At 64.5% G+C, this 24,385-nt stretch carries 19 protein-coding genes and 3 pseudogenes; 7 read left to right on the plus strand and 15 right to left on the minus strand.

Annotated features, from left to right (window positions below; genetic code table 11):
• Positions 1-20 precede the first annotated feature (20 nt).
• From OEZ60_RS11325 to OEZ60_RS11335, 4 genes and pseudogenes are all read left to right on the plus strand, one after another.
• Complete coding sequence (locus OEZ60_RS11325) at positions 21-464, plus strand: YqaA family protein (RefSeq protein WP_263336109.1); 444 nt, start codon at positions 21-23, stop codon at positions 462-464.
• A 188-nt stretch (positions 465-652) separates the two neighbouring features.
• Positions 653-1,126: pseudogene (locus OEZ60_RS22275) on the plus strand (sensor histidine kinase); the annotation flags it as partial.
• A gap of 335 nt (positions 1,127-1,461) precedes the next feature.
• A pseudogene (locus tag OEZ60_RS22280) lies at positions 1,462-1,569 on the plus strand (hypothetical protein); the annotation flags it as partial.
• 160 nt (positions 1,570-1,729) lie between these two features.
• Positions 1,730-1,885 (plus strand): hypothetical protein, encoded by a 156-nt coding sequence (locus OEZ60_RS11335; protein ID WP_263336111.1) that lies wholly within the window; start codon positions 1,730-1,732, stop codon positions 1,883-1,885.
• An 88-nt stretch (positions 1,886-1,973) separates the two neighbouring features.
• Here OEZ60_RS11335 and OEZ60_RS11340 read toward each other — a convergent pair whose 3' ends face one another.
• The 14 genes from OEZ60_RS11340 to OEZ60_RS11410 form a co-directional block, all read right to left on the minus strand.
• Positions 1,974-3,620: a response regulator gene (locus OEZ60_RS11340; protein ID WP_263336113.1), complete on the minus strand. Its 1,647-nt coding sequence runs from the start codon at positions 3,618-3,620 to the stop codon at positions 1,974-1,976.
• Positions 3,621-4,005: 385 nt separating this feature from the next.
• Positions 4,006-4,941: a DUF6635 family protein gene (locus OEZ60_RS11345; RefSeq protein ID WP_263336115.1), complete on the minus strand. Its 936-nt coding sequence runs from the start codon at positions 4,939-4,941 to the stop codon at positions 4,006-4,008.
• Positions 4,938-5,237: a hypothetical protein gene (locus tag OEZ60_RS11350; protein WP_263336118.1), complete on the minus strand. Its 300-nt coding sequence runs from the start codon at positions 5,235-5,237 to the stop codon at positions 4,938-4,940. Before OEZ60_RS11350 ends, OEZ60_RS11345 begins: the two co-directional genes overlap by 4 nt.
• A gap of 88 nt (positions 5,238-5,325) precedes the next feature.
• Positions 5,326-6,303: a calcium/sodium antiporter gene (locus tag OEZ60_RS11355; protein ID WP_263336162.1), complete on the minus strand. Its 978-nt coding sequence runs from the start codon at positions 6,301-6,303 to the stop codon at positions 5,326-5,328.
• Positions 6,304-6,446: 143 nt separating this feature from the next.
• Positions 6,447-8,231: an SLC13 family permease gene (locus tag OEZ60_RS11360; protein ID WP_263336120.1), complete on the minus strand. Its 1,785-nt coding sequence runs from the start codon at positions 8,229-8,231 to the stop codon at positions 6,447-6,449.
• Between the two features lie 69 nt (positions 8,232-8,300).
• Positions 8,301-9,011: a hypothetical protein gene (locus OEZ60_RS11365; protein ID WP_263336123.1), complete on the minus strand. Its 711-nt coding sequence runs from the start codon at positions 9,009-9,011 to the stop codon at positions 8,301-8,303.
• A gap of 1,667 nt (positions 9,012-10,678) precedes the next feature.
• Positions 10,679-11,410 (minus strand): GNAT family N-acetyltransferase, encoded by a 732-nt coding sequence (locus tag OEZ60_RS11375; RefSeq protein WP_263336125.1) that lies wholly within the window; start codon positions 11,408-11,410, stop codon positions 10,679-10,681.
• On the minus strand, positions 11,410-12,546 hold the full coding sequence (menC, locus tag OEZ60_RS11380; RefSeq protein ID WP_263336126.1) for an o-succinylbenzoate synthase: 1,137 nt from the start codon (positions 12,544-12,546) through the stop codon (positions 11,410-11,412). Before menC ends, OEZ60_RS11375 begins: the two co-directional genes overlap by 1 nt.
• Before the next feature lie 58 nt (positions 12,547-12,604).
• Complete coding sequence (locus OEZ60_RS11385; protein WP_263336128.1) at positions 12,605-13,363, minus strand: ABC transporter ATP-binding protein; 759 nt, start codon at positions 13,361-13,363, stop codon at positions 12,605-12,607.
• Positions 13,360-14,094, minus strand: coding sequence for an ABC transporter permease (locus tag OEZ60_RS11390; RefSeq protein WP_263336129.1), 735 nt, complete (start codon positions 14,092-14,094; stop codon positions 13,360-13,362). Before OEZ60_RS11390 ends, OEZ60_RS11385 begins: the two co-directional genes overlap by 4 nt.
• The gene (locus tag OEZ60_RS11395; protein ID WP_263336133.1) at positions 14,094-14,804 is read right to left on the minus strand and encodes an ABC transporter permease; all 711 of its coding nucleotides are present in this window, start codon (positions 14,802-14,804) and stop codon (positions 14,094-14,096) included. Before OEZ60_RS11395 ends, OEZ60_RS11390 begins: the two co-directional genes overlap by 1 nt.
• Before the next feature lie 33 nt (positions 14,805-14,837).
• Positions 14,838-15,623, minus strand: a complete 786-nt coding sequence (locus OEZ60_RS11400) for an ABC transporter substrate-binding protein (RefSeq protein WP_263336135.1) — start codon at positions 15,621-15,623, stop codon at positions 14,838-14,840.
• 31 nt (positions 15,624-15,654) lie between these two features.
• A complete protein-coding gene (locus OEZ60_RS11405; protein ID WP_263336136.1) occupies positions 15,655-16,533 on the minus strand; it encodes a MurR/RpiR family transcriptional regulator in 879 nt (292 codons plus the stop codon).
• 610 nt (positions 16,534-17,143) lie between these two features.
• Positions 17,144-17,914 (minus strand): FadR/GntR family transcriptional regulator, encoded by a 771-nt coding sequence (locus OEZ60_RS11410; RefSeq protein WP_263336139.1) that lies wholly within the window; start codon positions 17,912-17,914, stop codon positions 17,144-17,146.
• Positions 17,915-18,245: 331 nt separating this feature from the next.
• Between OEZ60_RS11410 and OEZ60_RS11415 the strand changes: the two genes are divergently transcribed.
• From OEZ60_RS11415 to dld, 3 genes are all read left to right on the plus strand, one after another.
• Positions 18,246-19,298: a TRAP transporter substrate-binding protein gene (locus OEZ60_RS11415; protein WP_263336141.1), complete on the plus strand. Its 1,053-nt coding sequence runs from the start codon at positions 18,246-18,248 to the stop codon at positions 19,296-19,298.
• A 107-nt stretch (positions 19,299-19,405) separates the two neighbouring features.
• The gene (locus tag OEZ60_RS11425; protein WP_317852831.1) at positions 19,406-21,481 is read left to right on the plus strand and encodes a TRAP transporter large permease subunit; all 2,076 of its coding nucleotides are present in this window, start codon (positions 19,406-19,408) and stop codon (positions 21,479-21,481) included.
• A 10-nt stretch (positions 21,482-21,491) separates the two neighbouring features.
• Positions 21,492-23,183, plus strand: coding sequence for a D-lactate dehydrogenase (gene dld, locus OEZ60_RS11430; RefSeq protein WP_263336144.1), 1,692 nt, complete (start codon positions 21,492-21,494; stop codon positions 23,181-23,183).
• Between the two features lie 240 nt (positions 23,184-23,423).
• Here the strand turns inward: dld and OEZ60_RS11435 are convergent.
• Positions 23,424-24,069, minus strand: a pseudogene (locus OEZ60_RS11435) (transposase family protein).
• Between the last annotated feature and the right edge of the window lie 316 nt (positions 24,070-24,385).

A 24,385-nucleotide genomic window follows, 5' to 3' on the forward strand; every position in this document is an offset into this window, starting at 1 on the left:
TCACTGCAGGAAAGGCCACAGTGGACGAGCTTTCCGCCTACGCGCTGATCGCCCTCTCGGCCTTTCTGTCGGCAACGCTCCTGCCGGGATCGTCCGAAGCGGTCCTGATCGGCCTGCTGGCGGCTGGAAACGGCGAGCCAGCGGCGCTTGTGCTGGTCGCCTCGATCGGCAACGTGACGGGGGCGGCGGTGAATTGGACCATCGGCCGGTTCCTGGCACAGTACGAGGGCCGTCGCTGGTTCCCGGTCGATCCCGACCGCGCACGCAAGGCCCGCCAATGGTTCGACCGCTACGGCGTCTGGTCGCTTCTCGTATCCTGGCTCCCGGTCGTCGGCGATCCCCTGACCGTGATCGCCGGACTGGCGCGGGTGGGGTTCTGGCGCTTCCTTCTGCTCGTATCGGCCGGAAAGGCGGGACGCTACGTCATGATCGCCTCGGCCTGGCTGCATTGGCCCTTTCCCTGAGCGGCGCCGGGCTGGAAAGCGAGGCCACGGCCCACGCCTCAGCCGAGCGTGAGAATGCGTTCGTCGGCCAGCTCTGACTTGGGGCATATAGGTTCTCCGGTGCCGGACGCGATCGTCGCCAGGGTCAAACCCGAGACGGCGCGCGCCAACCGCGGGACCACACTGGCTCACGCCCGCAGGGTGCTACGCTGCCCGTCGGCACTGCGTTTGCCGATATCGTCAGGCAGGCCGCTGTCGCGGGACGATACCCCAATGCCGGCCCTGATCCCGACGAGTGGATCAAACGCCAGCTTGCGCGGCATCGCGCGGCGGGGCCGCCCTACATCCAGGAGATGACGGAGAGCGTCTGGCAGCAGATCAGCAACCACCTGACGGATCAGGGCGGCACCGTCGCCGTCCGTTCGGACATCACTGACATCAAGCGCATATCGGACGAGCTGAAGCGCGCGAAGGATGCCGCCGAAGCGGCCAACGAGGCCAAGAGCGCCTTTCTCGCAACGATGAGCCACGAGATCCGCACCCCGCTGAACGGCATCATCGGCATGAGCACGCTTCTCAATGGCACGCAGTTGACGGACGAACAGCGCGGTTTCAGCGACACCATCGCGACGGCGGCCGATGCGCTCCTGACGATCATCAACGACATCCTGGATTTCTCCAAGGTCGAGGCCGGCGCGCTGGAACTGGAACGCGTGCTGATGGACCTGACCGAGACGATCGAAAGCTCGGCCGAGCTTGTAGCTGCGAAGGCCGCCGAGAAGGGCATCGAGCTTGCCTGCCAGATCAATCGCGACGTGCCTGCGGCAATCTTCGGTGATCCGGTACGGCCGAAGCATATCCTGATGAATCTCCTCAACAACGCAGTCAAGTTCACCGGGATCGGCGAGGTCGTGCTGACCGTCTCGACGAACTTCCCGGATGCGGGCCGGTCGCCTGGGGAGATCACGCTTCTGACTTTTCCGTCCGCGATACCGGAATCGGCATCCCGGAGGACCGGATGGATCGCCTGTTCAAGTCGTTCAGCCAGGTCGATGCATCCACGACACGACGATACGGCGGTACCGGGCTGGGGCTGGTGATCACGAAGCGGCTGGTCGATCTCATGGGCGGCACCATCGGCCTCGATAGCAAATCGGGGGCGGGGACCGCCTTCACGTTTACCTTGCTGGGCGAGGTGGTCGATCTTCCCGGTCGCCGGAACCAGGCTGAAAAGCTGTCAGCGATCAAGGGCGGGCGCCGTCTTCTACAACCAGAGTGCCTATGCGATGATGATCGCAGGTGTCTTCTGGGGCCTGCTGCTTTTCAACGCGGAACTGTCGGTCTTCGCCTGGGTCGCTTTCGGCGTGATCATCGTCGGTATGTACCTCGTCGAATCCAAGTCCTGGAACGAGGAGCCGGTGATACAGCGATCGTTCCTGTGACCCGGGGGGCGGCCCGAGTGGACCCGACACGCTTGCGGTCACTTCGCCTTGCCATGCGGAAGCGTCGCCCGTGCATTCCGGTCGCGGCCTATGCCTGGGCCGGCCGCGCGATCAGCTTCGCGGCGTCGGCCCGTTTCGCAACGAAGTACAGGCCCAGGAGTATGAGAACGAGGGCGGTGAAACTCGTCAGCGATACCACTTCGTTCAAGAGCAGAACGCTCCACAGAACCCCGCCGATCGAGACGGTGTAGGCCTTCTGGCCGCTGAATACCGGTCCGGCATAGTCGATCAGCTTGGCCAGAGCGATCATGGCGACGGAATCGGCGAGCGAGAACGCGATGAGCGACAGTTCGAACTTGCCCGGAACGGCGTGAAGCGGGACGAAGCCGGAGTTCAGCGCGGAGGCGACGAAGAGAACCGAGGTCGACAGGCCGAAGGTGACCGCGACCACCGCGAGCAGGTCGGCGTCGATGGCTTTCGACATCGACATCATGATCGTCTCGCTCGCAAAACAGGCAGGGATCAGCATCGTGATGAAGAGCCAGTGGATCTGCACGGTGCTATTGGCGATGTCGAAGAACGGAAGCAGCAGGACACCGACACCCGCGACCCCGAGGAGCAGGCCCATGAACCGCCGGACGCTGAGTCTTTCAAGCCCGATCCCCGCCGCGATGAAGAAGACCAGAAACGATTCCAGCGAAACCAGGATCGCGATCATGACGCCGGGAACGGACTCGGCCACCCAGAACAGGAGAACCTGTGGCAGGAACGTCAGAAAAGCGAGGAGGGCGAAGAACCTGGCCGAACGCCAGGAGACCCGAGGCGCGCGGGCCTTGGACCAGACTGCATAGAGCGTCGTGAAAACCGTCGAAAGCCCCATCGTGTAGAACGCAACGGAAATGGGGTTCTGCACCTCGGCAAGGCTGAGCTTGGCGATGGCGGGCTTCAGCCCGAAACAGGCACCAATGAAAAGCAGCAGCAGAATGCCGTTCAGTGTCCGGATCTGGTATGCATGACTCAGCCGACGGTTGTACACCATGATCGACTTGTTCAGAAGGACGCGGGAAAGCACCGCGATCGCACCTTCCCCCTCCGCGAGATCGTCGATGGCGAGATCCCTGGGATTCCTCTCGTCGGCATCGAGAGCTTCGGCGGCGGCCGTGAGCCGCCTTATCTGTTGCAGAGTGCGCCTGTCGTCCTCCTGGCGCCGGGCCTCCCGCAGGCTGGCATTGATCCTGGCCCTGAGAATGACCGCGTTGAACGCCTTGGGCAGGAAATCCACGGCTCCCAGTTCGATGGCGCGGGCGATTTCCTCCGGATCATCCAGGCTGGAGATGACGATGACCGGCGGCCGCCGATCCTCGGGGAACGAGCCCAGCGCGGAGAGAACATCGTATCCGCTTTTGCCGGGCATCTCGATGTCAAGGAGGACGATGTCGACACCGGGGTTCCGCAGTCTGTCCAACGCCGCATCGCCACTGTCGACATCTTCGACCGTGTGTCCAAGGGAGTTGACGGCAAGAACCAGCTTGCGCCGCGCCAAGCTGTCGTCGTCCACCACCAGAACACGGGCGCTCGCCATCATGGCGCTCCGGCGCCCATGTATCGCGGCAGTAACCGCTTGCGCACCACAGAAACTGCCCCGCGAAACCATTGCCCAGCTCCAATATCCTACGAAGCAGAAGGCGATCTGCCAACGGGAATGATTGTGTGGCTCGGGTCGCTCCGGCGCCACCGATCACGCGACGCCATGTGGCCCGGAGAATTGCCATCCGCCGCCCAGGCATTCGGGTCGGAGGCGGGATGCCTCCCCGATCACACGCCTCGAGAATCGTGAAGAAGGGTCGAGGATACGTCGCCGCGACGCGACGCGTGGTTGCGGGCAATGCTGCCCTCCCGCGAGCCGCCGGTCCAATGTGCCGCGCGCACGCTGGATCGGCGCGCCATGAACGACCCCGAGCGCAGAGCGCGAATTGGAGCCGGTCGAACACATGCTTTGCGTTGCATCGCGGCATCTTCAAGGCAGCGGTTCGGTCAGGGTGCAGCGCGGCTTCGCGTAGAGGCATTCCTGTTCGCGCCGTGCGTGCATCGCTGTTTCCCTCGGCACACTGAATCGCCTGTCATCCCCGGAAGATCCGCAGCAGCGACAGTGCGGCATCCGAGAGGTCGAAGACCCGCGCGAGAAGATGTTCGCTGGCGGCAAAGGGTTTGCCGGGCGATGCAGCAGTTTCGGCCTCCACCGTGTCGAGCAGGCGCAGCAACCTGCGCCGATGCATGCCGAGCCATGCCTGAACGACGTCGGCAAACGCTCCGGCGAATGCTGTGATGACCGACCCCAGGAGCATGAGGCCGGCAGCGACGGCTGCGACCAGCCGCGGCGAGAGGCCGGCGGGGAAGATCCCGTACCAGACCCCTCCCAAAGTCTGACCGAGCGGAAAATCCGCGACGGCCCTCTTTAGGGAAACCGACTCCGCGACGCCCGCGGCCATCGAGATCATCCCGGGCGTCACGGCCTGAAGCACGATGGCGCCCGCAACCAGAGTCATGAGGGCCGTTGTGAACTCGGCCATCGCGGAGCGGGCGCCGGAGTATTCGGTGATCGCAGCTGCGATCCGGTCCGCCATGGCTTGCGCCGCCGCGATGCTGCCGCGACTCCGGGCCGCCTCACGAAAGCGTGGGGCGGACAGGATGGCCCGCGCCAATGCGGTGCGGTCTCCGAGGGCCTCGCCCTCGGCAGGCGGCGCCGCCAATAGCTCGGTCAGGATCGCGGCTTCCACCCTCGCCGAGACGGCCGTGCGCAACAGGATCTGCCGGCGGAGCAGAAAATCCGCCGTCCGGCGCAGGCGCAGTCCTCGACAGATCCACCCCGTGAGCCGCACGGTAACGTGGGCCGGTGACAGCAGCACGTTCACCGGAGCCCGCAGGATATCGGCGCCGAGCGCCGCGCGGTGCAGGCGCAGGGTTCCCCGCCATGTGAAATGACGCTGGACGAAGGCATCGACCTGCCTTCGCCGCGCGAGGTCCGTCTCGCCGTCAGTCGTTGGCCCTCGGGTCATGTCAGGCTCAGGATGGTCATGAGGATCACGGTGGCCACCCGCGCAAGGTCCGCATGTAGGCCCGGCCCGTCATACCGCGCCGCCGACCTCCAGACGCCGACCAGAGCGACAAGGTTGTAGGGGAGCGAAAACCCGTATCCGACCAGGAGCGCCGGCAAGGGCTGATCGAGCGTCATGAGCGCCAGGAACAGGATGCTGGTCGTGACATTGACCAACAGGCCGCCAAGCACGGCCCAGGTCCAGAACGCCGCGTCAAGGCCCAACTCGCCACGCCACAAGGCCCTCAGGTTTTTCATAGGGTATTATCTGGTCTGAAGTTCGCCATTCTACCAGTCCCCTCGTTGCGAGCGCCGGTGCGGCGGACGCGCGCCGGCCGAGACGGGCTCATGGCCATATCATCAGGACGTAGGCAACATAGGCGGCCAGCAGCACGCCGCCTTCCCAACGCGCGATGCGCAGCCCCGTGGCCGCGAAAACGACGAGCAGGAGCGTGGCCCCCACCATGAGGAGATTGTCGAACAAGACGATCTCGGCCGGTACGGCCGAGGGGGAGATGAGGGCGGTCGCACCGCCGATGCCAAGGATGTTGTAGATGTTCGAGCCGACGATATTGCCGAAGGCGACGTCGCTTTGCCGCTTCACGGCGGCCACCACTGACGTGACGAGTTCCGGCATCGAGGTTCCGACGGCCACGATCGTCAGCCCGATCACGGTCTCCGGAATGCCGAACGACTGCGCGAGAGTTACCGCACCATCGACCAGGAATTTGCCACCCCCGACGACCAGGACGAGGCCAGCCAGGGCGATCAACAGCGGCCCGACGATCCCGTTTGCGGCCGGCACGCCGGGTTTGAGGCCCGGATCAACGCCCTCGAGAGCAGCTTCCTTGGCAAATACGGCGCCATGCCCTGCCGCGGCCTTCTCCTGCCTGAAGGCAAGGTAGATGTAGGCGACGAGCCCGACGACGAAAACCACACCGATGGCACGCCCCATCGGGACGACGAAGCCGAGGCCCGCGAAGGCGACGGCAACACCCAGCATCACGACGGCATCGCGCCGCAGTGCAGACGCTGCCACCGCGATCGGAAACAGGATGGACGACAGGCCGACGATGAGCAGGATATTGGCAATGTTCGAGCCGACGATGTTGCCGAAGGCAATGCCGGGCGATCCGATGAGCGCGGCCTGAACCGACGTCACCAGCTCCGGCGTGGATGTCCCGAAGCCGACCAGCGTCAGACCGATAACCAGCGGCGAAACGCCAAGGCGCTCCGCCACCCGGACCGCTCCCCTCACCAGAAGCTCGCCGCCGAAGATCAGCATAACCAAGCCTGCCGTCAGGGGCAGCCATATTTCCGTCAATTGCGCCACTCCGCGATCATTGCTGTCGGGGGAATTGGCGTACCGCCCCATCCGTTTCAAGGCGGCCACTCATGGGCGAGCGCGAAAAAAATCGGGTTCGTCCGACCGATCGGCAGACGCTGACGAACGCCGAAACGGAAGCATCACAGCGGCCAAAAGAGTGGTATCGCGGCGACGGTCAGGCTCCCCACGATGATATTCATCGGCAGACCGATCTTCAGGAAATCGGTGAAGCGGTAGCCGCCGGCGTTGTAGACGAGGGTATTGGTCTGGTAGCCGATGGGAGTGGCGAAGCTGGCAGACGCGCCGAACATGACCGCGACAAGGAACGGGCGCGGATCGACGCCGAGGCTGGTGGCAATGCCCGCCGCAATCGGCACCATCAGCACTGCCACGGCACTGTTCGTCACAAGCTCGGTCAGGATGGATGTGAAGGCATAGACGATCGCCAGGGCAACGAACGGACCGGCAGCGCCAAGCATCGGCGAAACCGCGCCGACGACCAGTTCGACCGCGCCCGACCGGTCCAGCGCGGTGCCGAGCACCAGCATCGATACGATCAACAGGAGAAGCCGCCCGTCCATCGCCGCCAACCCTTCATCCGCCTCGATGCAGTTCGTCGCCAGAACCACGCCGACACCAAGCAGCGCGAGCGTCAGGATCGGAGCGACGTCGAGCGCCGCAAGCGTGACGACGGCCAACAGTACCGCCACCGCGATGGGCGCCTTGCCGTGACGGAAGGCGCGCACCTTGTTCGGCCCAAGCTCCGTCAGGCGCTGGTCCTCGGCCAGCCGCGCCATGTCCTCGGGCGCACCCTCGACCAAGAGCGTGTCGCCGACGGCAAGGGGCGTATCCTCGAACCTGGCCCCGAGCGTCTCGCCCTTGCGGTGAAGTGCCAGCGGGTAGACCCCGAAACGCCGCCGCCAGCGGAGCCGCGCGAGGCTGCGGCCTTCTGCCTTGGACCCCGGACCGACCAGAAGCTCGACAGCCTGAGCACTGCGGATCTGGGCGGTCTCAAGCCCGGGAATGACGGCCCCGCGAGTCACGCCTTCGCGAAAACCCATCAGCTCCACGTCTCGCGTCTTGACGACCAGGATATCGCCCGCGGCGAGCCGGACATCCTGCACCATGCGACGCAGCGAAACGTCTCCGCGGATCACATCAACGACCCGACCGCCGCCGCGGGCCAGGGACGCGATCTCGGTCGGGACTGCGCCGATCAGGGGGGAGCCGTCCGGGATGAACAGATCCGCCAGCCATGTTTTTCGGTCCTGTCGCGACAGCGTGTCAATGACGGCGCCCCGGTCGGGCAACAGCCGGGGCGCCGCGACAGCAAGAAACAGGCCGCCGCCGATCGCTGCGAGGATACCGAGAGGCGCGATCTCGAACAGGCTGAACCTGACAAGCCCGAGATCCTGCGCCATGCCGTCGACGAGCAGGTTGGTCGATGTACCGATCAGCGTCACGGTGCCGCCGAGTATCACCATGTAAGACAACGGCATGAGCAGCCTGGACGGAGCCGTTCCGATCTGCCGGGCGAGACCAATCGCAACCGGGATCAGCACGATGACGACAGGGGTGTTGTTGATAAGGGCGGATGCGCCCGCGGCACCGGCGAAGAACACGACCAGCGCAAGGCGCGGACGCGTGCCGGAAATCCGGCCGAGCACGTCCATCAACGCTTCCAGCGCACCGGTACGGACCAGCGCGGCGCTCAGCACGAACATCGCGCCGATCGTTGCGGGCGCGGGATTGCTGATCGCCGCCATGACATCATCCGTCGTGACGAGGCCGAGCGCCAACGCAACCGTCGCTCCGAGGAAGGCGATCACGTCAGCGGGGCGGCGCTCCGCGATGAAGGCAGCGAAAACCGCCGTCAGTAGAGCAAGGGCGAGCAACGGGGTGAGTTGGTCGAAATTGAGAGGCATAGCCAGGGAATCCTGATCAGAGGTGTCGGACATGACACCCGCAAAAGGGGATGTGTTCGGCAGGCGCGATCAATTGGCCAGTATGTGACCCAGACCGAAGATCGCGCTCATGATGCCCAACAGGAGGAGCCAATCGACAAACACACGCCGCCCCGCGGCCGGTCGGTGATTCTGACGTCGCTCACAGATCGCGCAGACCGTCGCTTGCGAGTGGATCTCGGTGCCGCAATCCACGCATCGGATTGGCGGACGCCCGGGCTTCGTTTGCGACCCGGACAAGTCGAGGGGCCGTGGGTGGCAATGGGGAATGTGCGGTCGCGCTCCGGCAGCCGTGTTCTCGGAGTTCATCGGTGAGGAAATCTGCATGGTGGATCCTGTGGGTGCCGGCTTGGGGCCGGATTGAATTGGGCGTTCTTGCGCAACGGCGCGGGCTGAGGTTGCTCTGCGCGGTACCGACTGGCCCTCGATCGGTTTCAGGTCCGCTGTCGGAAATCCGGCCCGAAGCCGGGATCTCAGGAAGATCGCGAGGACAGGCGCCAGACGTGTTATCGCACCGGACGAAGGATTCAGTTCTGCAAGCGTGTCGAGCGGCCTGAAGAATGTGGCAGCCAGCGCGCCCGTTCCGAGCGAAAGCAAGATGATCCAGCGGAGGACAGCGGTCATCGACGCGCCCCGCAGCCGGGTCCACTTCGCCGGGACGGAACGACGATGGGCCGAATGGGTCCAGGCCCAGAAGATCCATGTAGTGGAAAGCGCGCAGGAAGCGAGAGTGAGATACATGATTGGGTTTCCTGAAGAACGCCGCTTCGGCCTTCGGGATAAGACTGAGGTGTCGAACGCCCGTCGCGGCCCTTTCCGCATCGCAAGAGGATCGGCGTCTCCGCGACGATGAAAGGCAGCCAGATAATGCCGCCCTAGCCGGGCATGATGGCATTCCCGATGAGATGCTGTCGCCGCATGGTGCGACACCCCGGGGCAATCGCGGCAGGCTGTCAGTGTTGCTTCAAGGGCCGCAGGCCGAGATTACCTCGAACTTAAGCCGCGGCGCTGTCGCGCGGAAACACTGCCAGGCTGGATGTCGGCGGCCCTTGGGAATACGGACGCGAGGCGATGGTACGGACGGCACGCACAGCGTGCCACGACCGGATCCTGGCCCCGCCGGGTGTCACGGGCCACCGGAGACCCCACGCCAGCCCAACTGCGCTACCCACAACGTCCGTAACGATTTCGGGTTTGACGGCCACATTGCGCCCGACGGTCAGCCGGGCCGGAGTGGTATTGATCGCCAATCCAGCAGTCACGTCGGCCGGTCCGGCGGCCATGCGTGGATGCCCGCCCAAGGTGGCAAGTGCGAGGATTACCGCGAGGAGAATGGAAACGAGAGCCCCGCCGAATCGCGTCGCGGGCTTCTCCGAATGCGCGGTTCCCTCACTCTTCATGACGAGAAGATCCTGCAGATCCGGTTATTGTGCAAGATAGCTCAAGTTGCCGGAGCTTGGCCGGATAAGATGCGGTGGTCCCGCACGGCGCTCGACTGCCTCTGGGCAACTCCTGCATGAATGACGTCATTGCGCCTCGTCCCGCAGAAGGAGATCTATGAGGCACGGTGGATCTCCGGCTGGCGAACACCAGGCCGTTGTCGGGTCTCAGCAGGAATTCCCGTGGCACCGTGCCGAGCGCGCAACCTATGGATGAGAGCGTGCTCCTGTGCGCCGGCAGCGGTCGTGGCCCTGCCGCCACGGCCCGTCCAGACCCGGCACTGGCCCGTCGACCGGCGTTCGTTCGGCGCGGTTGACGCTGCAACACCGCCCCGATGCCGGGCCGCATGCCAATCGGGCGCTTGCGCGTCTGCCAGCTCTTGATCTGGCGTACCCTCAGGACCGTGTTCTTGTTGAAACCCGAAAGCCGGGACAGGGCTCTCACCTCAGCCTCACGACGCCACCTGTCAGATCACGTCTTAACTCTTGCAAGGCAGCCCACCAGCGGCAACGGCGTGCGGCGCCGGAACGCCACCACCATTGCTTCCTCGGTTTCGCGAAGAACGGACGAGCGCTTCTCCTTCGGCCGATCTTTCGACCCTCGACCGTCTCGCGCTTCCCCGCGCAGAGACCGTCTTCGGGTTCGTCAGGGAAACGATCCACCGGATCGTTTCCTGATTGTCCTCATCGCCGACGTCACGGCCCCGCGCCGCGGCCGAAGCTTGCGATCGCTGTCTTGCAGCTCTGACGGCGTGCCCTCGCCAGCGGGCTCGAACCGATGGCGCCGCGCTGGCTCGATCGTGGCGCTGGCGCGACGTACCTGTCCCATAGTGCTTCCTTCGATTCCAACGAATGGATCGCATCCTCAATCGCCGGGATCAAACACCTCAGGCCCGCGCGGGTTGACGCGCGGCGGTGCGGTGCGGACCCCGAGACTGGGTCGGCAGTATCGCGACGCGGCGCGCGGCTTTATTGCCTTGACAGAAGATAGCGGGATGTACCGCTTTCAAAGCCGGTGATCCGGTAACCTTGGGCGAACGCCGAAGTCAGCGCCTCGCGCACGCGCAGCCGCTCGGAAAGCGCCGTGTCCAGGTCGGTCGACAAGAGCTTGTCCAGGTCCTTCGGAATCTCCACCGTCACCAGATCGTCATCTGATGCAGGCGGGGCGGGTTCTGCGCCATGTGCCAGCGCGTCGACGTGAGGAGCGGAAAGATCCCAGTCGGCAACCAGCCGATCCGAGGGGATGCCGGCGTTGATCCCCTCCATCGGGCCGTAGTAGCTCTCGTGATAGGTGCCGGCCGTAGCGCCGAGCCTGGCGATGTTCAAGGCCGCATTGATGCGGCGCAGGGGGTCATAGGTCCACCGCACCAGCGTGATACCGCGCGCAAGGCACCAGTCGCGCTGAAACCACTTGAGCCGCGCGCCTAGCCCAAGGCCGCGGCTGTCTTGGTGAACGGCGAGGCGGTGCGAATGCTGCACATGGGGCCGGGCCGTTGGAAAACCGAAGAGGAACCCGAGCATCCGCCCATCCCTGAAGGCGCCTGCCACAAGCCCGCCCTCGTGCTGGATCGCCAGCATGATATCGGAATTGTCGGGCGGGTCGTCCTTGCCCCAGACCTCTTTCTGGAATGTTTCGGCCTGCTTGAGCTCGGCCACGCCGTTCAGTTCTCGCAGCACGAGCCCGGGGACCTGCATGTTCATCAGCGGATCTCCTCGGCATGCATGGTGACGGTGTCGAGGTAGTCCCGGTCGAGCGTTACGCCGATGCCGGGGCCGTTTGCGGGAACCGGCATCCTGCCGTTCTTGGCTTCGAGCCGTTCGTTGATGATGTCGTGCTTGAAATAGCGGCTGGCGCTCGACGTGTCGCCGGGCTTCGTGAAGTTGGCCATCGTGGCGAGGTGGATGTTGTGGGCGCGGCCGATGCCGCTTTCGAGCATGCCGCCGCACCAGACCGGGGCGCCGAAGGCCGCGCTCACGTCATGGATTGCGCGGGCCGCCATGAAGCCGCCAACGCGGCCGACCTTGATGTTGATGACCCGCGCGGCGCCGAGTTCGAGCGCCTTGCGCGCATCCGACGCGCTGCGGATGCTTTCGTCGAGGCAGATCGCCGTCTTCAGGGCCGCCTGCACCTTGGCGTGATCGTGGATGTCGTCATAGGCCAGCGGCTGTTCGATGTAATCCAGCGCGAAGTCGTCGAGAGCCTGCAGAACCGGCAGGTCGGCCAGACCGTAATCGGTATTGGCATCGACGGTCAGCTTGATGCCGGGATGAAGCGCGCGCACGGCCTCGACGATCTTCACATCGTGGCCCCGCGCGATCTTGAGCTTGGTCCGCTTGTAGCCATTGGCGACGGCCTCTTCGACCCGCTCCAGCGTCGTCTCGACCGGGGCGATGCCGAGGCTGACGCCGACATCGACGTTGTCGCCCACACCGCCGAGCGCCGCCTTGAGCGGCAGGCCGAGGCTCTTGGCCCAGAGGTCCCAGAACGCCATCTCGACCACCGCCTTGGCCATCCGGTTGCCGCGCCAGGGGTCGAGGATCGAGGCAAGCTCGTAAGGCGAGGTGAACCGTTTCCCGATGATCGCGGGCAACAGTTGTTCCCTAAGGAACGCCATGGCGCCCGGAACGGTCTCCTCAAGATAATCCGGCTGGGGGTCCATCACGCCCTCGGCGATACCCTCCAGCCCCTCGCCCTTGAGGACGAGAAGCGGGAAGGTCTTGCCGGTCATCGTGCCGGTCGAGATCACGAAGGGCGTGACGAGCGGAAGGTTGACGATGCGGAGCTCGGCGGCTTCGATCCGGACCCCGTCGCGGATCGCAGGCACGGTCTGTGTCATTTCAAGCATTCAGGGCACTTCACTTGGCTTTGGGATGTGGCATCGGCGGCAGGTCGGATCACTTCACCTTCGAGATGAAGCGTTCGAAAACCTCGGTCTTCGGGTTGGCGAACATCTCGTCCGGCGGTCCCTGTTCGGCGATGCGGCCTTCGTGCAGGAACACGACCTCCGAGGAGACCTCGCGCGCGAAGCCCATCTCGTGGGTCACGACGATCATCGTCCGCCCCTCGGCGGCGAGCGACTGCATGACTTTCAGCACCTCGCCGACCAGTTCAGGATCGAGCGCCGAAGTGGGCTCGTCGAACAGGATCGCGTCGGGCTCCATCGCCAATGCCCGCGCGATCGCTACCCGCTGCTGCTGACCGCCCGACAGCTGCGAGGGATACATGTGCATCCGATCCTCCAGCCCCACCCGCTTCAAGAGCGCCTCCGCCTTGTCACGGGCTTCGGCATTGGGTTCGCGCTTGACCTGGACCGGACCCTCCATGACGTTTTCCAGCGCCGTCCGGTGCGTCCAAAGGTTGAACTGCTGAAAGACCATGCCGAGCCGGCTGCGGATGTCCTCGATATGGCGGACATTCTGCGGCTTGCCGTTCTTCACGAGGATTTCCTCGCCATGCACCGTCACCTTGCCGGAGGTCGGTATCTCGAGAAAATTCAGGCAGCGCAGGAACGTCGACTTGCCCGAGCCAGACGAGCCGAGGATCGAGATGACGTCATGGTTGCGCGCCTCGAGCGAGATGCCTTTCAGGACCTCGAGCCTGCCGAAGGACTTGTGGATGTCCTCGGCCTTCAGGATGGTTTCCGGCTTGGTCATGCTTGGGATTCCTTGAAGGGCTGCGCGGACGCGCGGGGTGTTCCGGGGGCGTGAATGTGGCGGCTGAGGCGCCGCTCCGCCTGCCGCCAGAGCAGGACGAAAGCCGCCGTGATGCAGAGATAGATCAGGGCCGCCCAGAGATAGACCGAGAAATCGAAGGTGCGCGAGAAGATCTGGCGCGTGCGGCCCATCACGTCGAAGACGGTGACGACACTCGCAAGCGCGCTGGCCTTCATCAAGAGGATCACCTCGTTGCCAAGTGCGGGCCAGGCGATGCGGTAGGCGTGCGGGAACACTACCCGGCGCAGGATCTTCGACCTGCTCATGCCGATCGCCTTCGCGGCCTCGATCTCCCGCTGCGGCACACCCATGATGCCGCCGCGCAGGATCTCGGTCTGGTAGGCGGTGGAGTTCATCGCGAAGGCGAGGAGCGCGCAGTTGAACGGGTCGCGGAAGAAGGTCCAGAGGCCCCATTCCTCCAGTGCCGGGCGGAACTGGCCGGAGCCGTAGAAGATCAGGAAGAGCTGCGCGAGGATCGGGGTGCCACGTATGAACGAGACATAGAGGCGCAGGGGCGCCTGCGCCATCGGCGCGGCCTGGACCCGGATCAGGGCGAGGCCCGGCGAAACCAGCCCCGCGATGAGCGCGCCCAGGAAGGTCAGCTTGAGCGTCATCAGCGCGCCGTCGAGAAGCCGGGGCCAATACTCGAAAAGGATCTCGATCGGGTTCATCAGACGGCCCTCCGGATTCCGCGATTGGCGCGGCGCTCCATCTGCGCCAGGACGACTTCGGACAGCACGCACATGGCCCAGTAGATCAGGCAGGCCAGAAGGTAGAAGGTGAAGGGCTGCTTGGTCACACCCACGGCCACCTTGGTCATGCGCATCAGGTCGTCGAGCGCGATCACCGAGACGAGCGCGGTATCCTTCAGCATGTTGATCCAGAGATTGCCCAGGCCGGGCAGCGCGAAGCGCCAGAGCTGAGGCAGCTGGATGCGGCGGAAGATCTGTCGGTCGGTCATGCCGATCGCACGGCCGGCCTCCACCTGTCCCTTGTCGAGCGACTGGAAGGCACCGCGCAGCACCTCGCCGGCGAAGGCGCCGAACACCATGCCAAGCGCGATGACGCCGGCGGCGAAGGGGCTGAAGTCGCTTGGCGGGGCGTCTGGATTCCACCACCGCAGCCCCTTGTTCAGGAGCAGCCCGGCGCCGTTATAGACGACGAAGAGCGTGAGGATTTCCGGCAGGCCCCGCATGATGGTCGTGTAGCCGAAACCCAGCGCCCGCAGGGGCCGGAGGCCGGACAGGGAGGCGAATGCGGCCAGGAACCCGAGGAAAAGCCCGACGGGAAGCGTGACGATCGCGAGCTGGACCGTGATCGCCAGCCCGCGAAGGATTTCGTCCCCCCAGCCTGCGTCGCCATATGCGAAGAGTTCAAACATGGGTCAGTCCTTCGGGCGGGGGGACGAGGGTCGTCATTTCATCGTGTAGACGTCGACGTCGAAATACTTGTCGTTGATCGACTTGTAGGTGCCGTCGGCGCGGATCTCCGCCAGCGCGGCGTTCAGCTTTTCGCGCAGCTCGTCGTCCTCCTGGCGCACCGCGATGCCGACGCCCTCGCCGACGAAAGCCGGGTCGGTGATCGGCTCGCCCGCCAGTTCGCAGCAGGCACCGTCGTCGCTTTTCCTGGTCCAGTCGAGCATCGGGAGCATGTCGCCGACCTGAAGGTCGATCCGGCCGCTTGCCATGTCGAGGTTGACCTCGTCCTGCGTCGGATAGAGGCGGATGTCGGCATCGGGATAAGTCGCCTCGACGTAGTCCGCCTGCGTGGTGCCGGATTGCGCGCCGATCACTTTGCCGGCCAGCGCCTCGTTGGTGAACTCGGTGATGCCGGCCCCCTTCGGCGCGACATGGGTCATCGCGGCGAGGTAGTAGGGGTTGGTGAAATCGACCTGCTTCTTGCGGTCCTCGGTGATGAACATCGAGGCAATGATGAAGTCGTACTTGTTCGCCAGAAGTCCCGGGATAATTCCGTCCCAGTCCTGCGCGACGACTTCGCATTCCACGCCGATCCGCTTGCAAAGTTCGAGGCCGATCTCGACGTCGAAACCGGCGATCTCTCCATTCGACTCGATGAAGTTGAACGGGGGGTATGCGCCCTCCGTCCCGAGCCGCAGCGATTGCGCGGACGCGGGAGCGGCCATCGCGGTGGCAATGGCGGTCGCGCACAATGCCGCGGCCAGTCTGTTCTTCGTGTTCATGCGTTCTCCTCCTCGTGGAACCCGATCGTTGTCATTTCGCCACTTGGGCGACGGGGTCGCCGACATGGCCGGTAAAGCGTCCGTAGAGTTCGGCTGTCCTGCGCAAACGGGCCTCGACGGCGGGGCCAAGCTCCATGAACACGCCGTTGATCAAGAGGTTGCCGAGGCTCGCCATCACGGCGGTCGAGTCCCAGAACTGGTTGACCTGGGTCGTGACGGCGAAGACCTCATCGGCGACCGCGTGGCCCCAGTCGCAGAAGACGTCGGTGACGAGTGTCACCGGAATGCCCGCACCCCGCGCCTCAGCCGCCAATACCTTAGCGAGGCGCGAGTAGCGGCGCGCCTCGAAGATCACGAGGCAGGCGGGAGTGTCAGAAACCAGCAGCTCCGAGAAGTTGCCACCCGCGAGATCCATCAGCGTGACACCGTCGCGCAGGTATTGCAGTTGGTTGGCGAAGTACTGGGCGATGCCGCGTTCGGTCTGGAAGCCGGCGACATGGACCCGATCGGTCTTGGCCAGGCGCCGGACCACCCGCCGCCACTCCGCCGTCGTGGTCATCTCGTAGACCTTCACCAGCGCCGCGATCTCGAGCTCCATCCCGCGCGCAAGGTGGGACGCGTCGTGTTCGGCGTTCCGGCGCAGTTCGTTCAACCGGTCGCTCATGAGCCATGGGTGATCGCCGATATCGTCCTTCAGATGGTCCTTGAGGTCCTTGAAGCTCGCATAGCCGATCGACCGGCAGAACCGTCCTACGGTGGCTTCGCTGACCTCGACTTTTGCGGCAATGCTCGCGGCCGTCTCGAAAGGCAGATCCTCGAGCGCGCCGCTCATGTAGTTGGCAATCGCCTTGTCCGCCTTGGATCCCTCACTCATCGCGTTCGCGAGGCGGGTTTTCAACGGGACGGACATTTGCAGGCCTCACATGACGGAATCGAACCATATCAATTTGTGCAAGTTTTCTGTCATTCAGTCAACAATACAATAATTCTGTCATTTCAAGCTGCCATGCACCGGGCTCCAGGCCGGATAAACCGGCGGAAGTGCTGTGTTCCGCGCGCAAAGCCGGCTGCGAATGTGGAGGCGCCGATCCGCCCGATGCGATCTTGAATACCCTCGACCCGGTTTCAGACGGCCGAAGGCAGGTAGCGCGATTGACGGACCCGCCCATGCCTCCTGGTTCAGAAGCTGCTGCAGCGGCACCGGCGCGCTGATCGTCCAACTGTCCACCACGGCGGTTTGTGGTCGGAGATCTCGACAATCTGCATCTCGGCGGAGTTCTGATGATGCAGCTCGTTGCGGAAGCTGCGCGCAGCGGACGCGGTCGCCTCACCGAGGTCGAAATGTCGACAATGAGATCATCCGGGCGATCCCAGATGGCGGCATTGACGGCGATCTCCCCCGGGATTGAGCGATCGAAATCTGGCAAGGCAACCCGGAAGCCAGGTCTCGGCCTGGCTCGTCGGGCAGGCGGTGGCCGATCGAAGACATCTCGTCACGCTGAAAGTCTTTCGAGCGAGAATTACGCCATCATCCGCCGCTTCGCCGCCAGGGCTTCCCTGCGGTCGCGTTCCTGCCCCAGCCGGAACGACTGCTCGACGAAGTCCATATGGTCCCGCGCCGCCTTTTCGGCCCGGGCGGGATCGCCGTCGATGATCGCCGTGCCGAGCTCGACATGCTGTTCCAGCAACCGTTCGCCGGTGCCGTCGATGGTCCGAAGATAGTCCCGGTTGTAGAAGACGCCCTGCCGGGTCAGGTCGTAGATCGACGCCATGATGTGAATCAGGGTCGCATTGTTGCTCGCATCGACGATGGCCGAATGCAGCGCGAAATCGGCTTTCTGCGACAGTTCGTAGTCGTTCTTCTCCCAAGCCGTCTTCATGTCGTCGAGGATCGCGGCGATCCGCTCCTTGTCGTCCGTCGTCGCGCGCTGCGCCGCGAGGCGGGCGGCGAAAGCCTCCTGCTCGCGCCGGTATTCGAGATAGTCGTAGAAGGCGTCCGAATGCCGGCCGTAGAGCGACAGCAGCGCCGGCGACATCGCCTTGCCGGTCAGCGGCGCGATGAACGAGCCTTCGCCATGCCGCACGACCAGCAGGCCGCGATCCTCCAGCGTCTTCAGCGCCTCGCGCAGCTTCGGGCGCGACACGTTCAAGGTCTCCGCAAGTTCACGTTCCGACGGCAGCTTGCGGCCTTCCTGCAGGACGCCGGACACGATCATCGCCTCGATCTGCCGGACGACCGCCTCGGCGATGGATTCGTGGTCGACGGGCTCGAAAGGGCTGTTCCGGTCCATGTCCTGCTCCTGGTGGCGCCGCGCTCCGATCATGATCGGATTGAAGATGCATATTATTGACCATAACGGCGGCCACTTCAAGCGCCGGGCGCCGGCGCGGCCTCTGTCGCCACAAGCGACATAATATCAAAGAATTAACCTGCTACTTCGAATACGCATGCGGCCTCGACGACTTGAAGGTAACCGATTGCTCAAGAGATCTTGGGGTGCAAGTGGTAAATAAAATTGTTGACCCACATCATTGGTAAAGTTTATTGTCCACTCGGCATCACCGCATTCCGATGCCGCGACCGGGCCAGGAGGGGCCCGTCCGGAAACCGTGGAGGAGAACATGAAACACACGCTCACATCACTTGCCGTTGCCGCCTCGGTCCTGGCGGCGGGCGCGGCGCATGCAGCGGAAAAGCTGCTCTTGAAAACCCCGATCGCGTTTTCGACCGCGCTGCCCGGACTGGGCTCACCGATTCCGCGCGTGGCCGAACAGCTTGACCTGATGTCTGGCGGCACCCTTCAGATGAAGATCTACGAGCCCGACAAGCTCGTTCCCGCCTTCGAGATTCTCGGCGCGGTTTCTTCGGGCAAGATCAACTCTGGATACGCCACCGCCGGTTATTGGGCGGGCAAGATCCCGGCCGCGCCGCTGTTCTCGGCGGTGCCGTTCGGACCGGAGGCCGGCGAATACATGGCCTGGCTCTACTACGGCAACGGGATGTCGTTGTATCAGGAGATGTACGACCAGGCGGGCTACAATGTCCACGTCATCCCCTGCGCGATCATCGCCCCGGAGACCTCGGGCTGGTTCGCCAAGGAGATCAACTCCCCGGCCGATCTTCAGGGCCTGAAGATGCGCTTCTTCGGCCTTGGCGGCGAAGTCATGCAGAAACTCGGCGTGGCGACCTCGCTGCTGCCCGGCGGCGAGATCTTCCCGGCGCTCGAGAACGGCGCGATCGACGCGACGGAATTCTCGATGCCGGCGGTAGATGCCCGCCTCGCCTTCCACAAGCTCGTGAAGTTCAACTACTTCCCCGGCTGGCATCAGCAGGCGACCGTGTTCGAGCTTCTGGTCAACAAGGACGTCTGGAACGAAGCCACGGATCAGCACAAGGCGATCATCGAGACGGCCTGCAAGGCCTCGATGACGGACAGCTTCGCGGAGGGCGAAGCCGGCCAGTTCGCCGCGCTGAAGGACAATGTCGACAACAACGGCGTCACCATCAAGACCTGGTCGGACGAAATGCTCTCGACCTTCCGCACCACCTGGGAAGAAGTTGCCAAGGAAGAGGCGGCGGCAGATCCGTTCTTTGCCAAGGTCCTGGCCGACATGGACGAATTCCGCGCGGGCTACCGGATCTGGAAGGAAAACGCTTTCCTTCCTCGCAAGTAATGGTGCCCGGGGCGGCGCATCCCGCCGCCCCACCGCCAACCGTTGCACATAGATCGCCCTGCCGCAGCGCCGACCAATGCACGCGGCCGCATCCTTAGGAGGGGGCCATGGCCCAGGACAATCAACTCACGCCACTGTCGACCGATCCGATCGAGACCTACGAGCAGTTCCTCGAACACTCCGAGGCGGACCGGCAACCAGTCGCAACAGGTCTCGACCGCATCGTCAAGGGGATTGGCCACGTCGTGATGTGGGCCAATCTCCTGCTCGTTGCCGCGATCGTGTCGCAGGTCTCGCTGCGTTACCTTTTCAGTCAGAACTACCCTAAGCTCGACGAGATCCAGTGGCACCTCTATGGATTCGCCACGATGATTGGCCTGTCGTACGCGATGGTCACGGACAGCCATGTCCGGGTCGACGTGTTCCGGATGCAGCTTTCGCGCCATGCGCAGCGGATCGTGGATGTGATCGGCCTCCTTGCGCTCCTGTCGCCCTTCATCTTCCTGATGATCGATCAGGGCTACGACTATTTCTATGAGAGTTTCCGCATCAACGAGAGCTCCGACAGCCCGACCGGCCTGCCCTACCGCTGGATCTTCAAGGCGGTCATGCCGATCAGCTTCGTCCTGCTTGCGCTCGCGGCGCTCGCGCGCCTGATCCACGACCTGCACGCGCTGACCACCGGCCCCGCGCAGGAGCGCGAGGGCAGGAAGCTCAGGACGTTCCTCTGGGGCGCGATCGGTTTTGCCGTCGCGACGCTCGCGCTGAGCACGCTGGTCGAGCCGACCGAAGAGAAACTGGTCATCGCGATGTTCATGAGCTTCATCGGGCTTCTCTTCACCGGGTTTCCGGTGGCGTGGACCCTGGCGGGCGTGGGCGTCGGCTTTTGCGGTGTCGCCTTTCTCTTCGACAACGACCTGATGCTCTGGACCGGTCTGGACAGCACGCTGACCGGGCTCGACTACCTCACGCTCGGCGCGGTGGTGAACCGCATCTACGCGACGATGTCGAACGCCGTTCTCGTGGCGCTGCCAATGTTCATCTTCATGGGGCTGATGCTTGACGAGAGTGGCGTCGCCGAAAAGCTCATGACCTCGATGCAGCGGCTCTTCGGGACCGTGCGCGGTGGCCTTGCAATCACCGTGACGATGATCGGCATCATTCTCGCCGCCTCGACCGGGATCATCGGCGCGTCCGTGGTGCTGCTGGGCGTCCTGTCGCTGCCCTCGATGATGAAGCAGCGCTATGCGCCGACACTTGCGGCCGGGGTGGTCGCCGCTTCGGGCACGCTCGGCATCCTGATCCCGCCGTCGATCATGCTGGTGATCATGGCCGACCAGATGGCGCTGTCGGTGGGCGATCTCTTCATGGGCGCGGTGTTCCCGGGCGTCATCATCGGAGCGCTCTACCTTGTCTATATCTTCGTCCTCGCCCAGATGAACAAGGATGCGGCGCCGGTGCCGGAGGGCGCCACGCGACCCGACTGGAACGCTGTCAAAGACGTGATGGTCGCTGTTCTGCCGACGCTCGCGCTGATTCTGGCCGTGCTCGGTTCGATCTTCATGGGCATCACCACGCCAACCGAGGCCTCGGGCGTCGGCGCGCTCGGCGCCACGCTTCTGGCGCTCTTCAACCGCAAGCTGACCTTCCCGAAGCTCAAGGCGGTGCTTGTCTCGACCTTCAACACCACGGCCTACATCTTCGCCATCTTCCTCGGCGCGACGGTCTTTTCCTACGTGCTGCGGGAACTCGGCGGCGACGAGTTGATCGAGAGTGTCGTGACCGGTACCGGTTTCGGCCCGAACGGAACGATCTTCTTCATCCTCTTCATCGTGTTCGTTCTGGGCTTCTTCCTCGACTGGATCGAGATCACGCTGATCGTGCTGCCACTGATGCGGCCGATCGTGAACGGGCTTGGCATCGACATCGACGGCTATGGCGTCATCGACGAGCCCGCCCTGGTGTGGTTCGTGATCCTCGTGGCGGTGACGCTGCAGACCTCGTTCCTGACGCCGCCCGTGGGCTTCGCGCTCTTCTATCTCAAGGGCGTCTGCCCGCCCGAGGTGAGCCTCATCCACATCTATCGCGGCATCATTCCCTTCGTGCTCCTGCAACTCACCGGCCTGCTCCTGGTCTTCCTCTGGCCGTCGCTCGCGACCTGGCTGCCCTCGGTTGCGTATTGAGGGCGGGGCAATGGATGACGCGACCCTACTCAAGACCCTGCGCGACGTCGTCGGGCGCCGCCACGTCCTGACCGGCGCCCGCGCGACCGAGCGCTTCCGCCGCGGCTTCCGCTCCGGCGAGGGCGAGGCGCTGGCGGTGGTGCGGCCGGGCACGCTCATCGAGCAGTGGCGGGTGCTTCAGGCCTGCGTGGCGGCGGACAAGATCGTCATCATGCAGGCCGCGAATACCGGACTGACGGAAGGCTCGACGCCAAGCGGCAGCTACGACCGCGACGTGGTGCTGATCAATACCCGCCGGATGGACCGGCTCCTGACGCTCGACGGCGGCAGGCAGATCATCGCCTTTCCGGGCGCCACGCTCTTCGCACTCGAGAAGCTTCTCGCGCCCTCGGGCCGAGAGCCCCATTCCGTGATCGGGTCGTCCTGCATCGGCGCCTCGGTGGTCGGCGGGGTCTGCAACAATTCCGGCGGCTCGCTCGTGGAGCGCGGGCCGTCCTACACCGAGCTTTCGCTCTACGCCCATCTCGGCGCGGACGGAGAACTGAGCCTCGTCAATCATCTCGGCCTCGATCTCGGCGACACGCCCGAGGAGATCCTCGGCCGGCTCGAGGCGGGCGACTTCGACCCCAAGGCACCGGCCACGAACCGCAAGGCCTCGGCCACCGACTACGCCGCCCAGGTCCGCAACGTGGAGGCCGACACCCCGGCCCGGTTCAACGCCGACAAGCGCCGGCTCTACGAGGCGTCGGGATGCGCCGGCAAGCTCGGCGTGTTCGCCGTGCGGCTCGACACCTATCCCAAACCGGACGCGCAGAGGACCTTCTATATCGGCACCGATGATGTCGGCGACCTCGCGGAGCTTCGCCGCCACATTTTGAGCACGTTCGAGACGCTGCCGGTCTCGGCCGAATACATGGAGCGTGAGGTCTTCGACATCACCGCGAGATACGGCAAGGACACGGTGATGATGATCGACTGGCTCGGCACCGACCGGCTGCCGGCATTCTTCGCGCTGAAGGGTGCCGTCGATGCGCGGCTGAGGAACGTGCCGGGCCTCGCGAACTTCACCGACCGCTTCATGCAGATTGTCGCGCGGCTCACGCCCTCGGTTCTGCCGCGTCGGATGAAGGCGTTCCGCGACCGCTACCGCCACCACCTGATCCTGAAGATGCGCGACGGCGGGATCGACGAGGCCGGGAACTATCTCGCCCGCTTCTTCACCGGCCGCGAGGGCGACTACTTCGAATGCAGCGACCGCGAGGCCAAGATCGCGGGCCTGCACCGCTTCGCCGCCGCCGGGGCGGCCGTGCGCTACATGGCGATCCACCGCAGCGAGGTCGAGGACATCATCCCCCTCGACATCGCGCTCCGCCGCAACGATCGTGACTGGTACGAGCGCCTGCCCGCCGAGATCGAGGACAAGCTCGTCCACAAGCTCTACTATGGTCACTTCATGTGCCACGTCCTGCACCAGGACTATATCGTCAGGAAGGGCGCGGACCCCGCCGAGCTGAAAGCGCGGATGCTGGAGTTGCTCGACGTGCGCGGCGCGGAATATCCCGCCGAGCACAATGTCGGACACCTCTACGCCGCCAAGCCGGATCTCGCGGAGTTCTACAGGACCTGCGATCCGACCAATTCGTTCAATCCGGGGATCGGCAAGATGTCGAAGGCCCGAAACTATGCCGAGGGATTGGCATGATGATGAGCGGCGTCTCCGGCGCGCCGCCGGTGGCGGGATGCGGGCGATCTCCTATGGCGCGGGCAAACGTCGGGCTGTTCGTCACCTGCGTCGTCGACGCGATGGGACCCGATGCCGGATATGAGGAAAGTTGCCGACATTCGAACAAGATTCGACATCGGTCGATTTAGGGTCCAGACACATGGACCCTCAAAGCCTGAACATGGCGCCCGCGGCGAGGGCGACAGCGGAGAGGAAGACCTACGGGCCGCTGCCGTATCGGGTTGCGACGCGGCGCCAGTCCTTCAATTGCGCGAAGATGATCTCGATCCGGTTGCGCCGCTTGTCGGAGCGGACGGCTTATACGTTGGACTCCCGGCGCGGGGAGACAGGGGCGTATCCCCTTGTCTTTCAGTGCTTCCCGGATCCAGTCGGTGTCATTGCCCGATCCGTGATCAACTGCTCGGCTGCAGGCGGGCTGCCCAGCAGGGCCGCCGCACCGTTATAGCCGCGGACCCGGCCCGCCGTCGTGAATAACCGCGGCGAGCGGCCCTTCAAGTCTCGTTTCCGCATGCAGCGTGGCGTTCTGTCCGCTCATCGTGCGCCCAATCAGGCGCCCGTATCCCCTTTTCGCCAGCAGGCTCGAGGTCGCACGGCGCGCCTTCAGACAGGTCGCGTTGATCACGACGGCCTTCTGCTCCGTGCCTTCGGAGGCAGGCCCCTCCATCATCAAAGCGCAGCCCCCCGCCGCCATATCGCTTCCAGCGGTCGTAGAGGGTCTTGGGCGGTCCATACCCCCTTGGCGCATCGCACAGCGCCCCCCGTGGCAATCTATCAAGTCAATGCCACTCACCACGCGCTGGTCACCCACTCGCCTCTTGCCACGGCTCTTTGGGCATGCAGTCAATCCGTGCGATCGAACTGTTCTGTGAAGTCCCGGCGCGAGATGGCGCGGGCGAAGGTCTTGTACTTGTGGTCGTCCGTCATGTTGGTCTCCCTTTGCTTCTTCGGTTGCACAGGGGGCTCCTCCCCCCTGCCAATGGCGGTCATTCCGGCAGGTATTTGTCCGACCAGCTCTCCCCGGCCGCGCCGGAGGCGATCATCGCGGCGATGGCGTCGGGCGCGTATCCGATCCGGCCCAGAACCTCGCGGGTATGGACGCCGTATTTCGGCATCGGGCCGGGGATGGTGATGCGTCCGCGCCCGGGCCGCACCGCGTTCGG

It is taken from the genome of Albidovulum salinarum (assembly GCF_025673475.1).
GTDB classification, from domain to species: Bacteria; Pseudomonadota; Alphaproteobacteria; order Rhodobacterales; family Rhodobacteraceae; genus Albidovulum; species Albidovulum salinarum.